This window comes from Moellerella wisconsensis ATCC 35017 (genome assembly GCF_001294465.1).
GTDB lineage: Bacteria > Pseudomonadota > Gammaproteobacteria > Enterobacterales > Enterobacteriaceae > Moellerella > Moellerella wisconsensis.
In genome coordinates this window covers 1-238 of the sequence record NZ_LGAA01000093.1, presented here as the reverse complement: position 1 = coordinate 238, position 238 = coordinate 1, and the positions used below count along the sequence as shown (strand labels likewise).

1 protein-coding gene is annotated in these 238 nt (G+C 44.1%); it reads right to left on the bottom strand.

What is annotated here, in order from left to right; all coding sequences use genetic code 11:
• A partial coding sequence (locus M992_RS15725; RefSeq protein ID WP_390892511.1) for a DUF2787 family protein occupies positions 1 to 128 on the bottom strand: 128 nt, incomplete at its 3' end.
• Between the last annotated feature and the right edge of the window lie 110 nt (positions 129 to 238).

The following is a 238-nucleotide window of genomic DNA, read 5'->3' as shown; positions in this document are numbered from 1 at the left end:
ATATAGGTAAACTCGGTTACGTAACAGATATGCCATCGATTATCCTGTTTCCTTTCTATCCTAATTTCAACGGGGCGGTAACCGCCCGTTTCTGCCGTATAGTCAGCATTGCTGTAATTGAGCGTGATGCTGAAGACTTTTGGGTGACGTTCGATGACGTTAGCCAGCAGGGTAATGAAGGGTTTAAAAATCGGTAAGTCACAGGTGATGGTTAAGTGCGATGCTTTTCGTTTTAGTC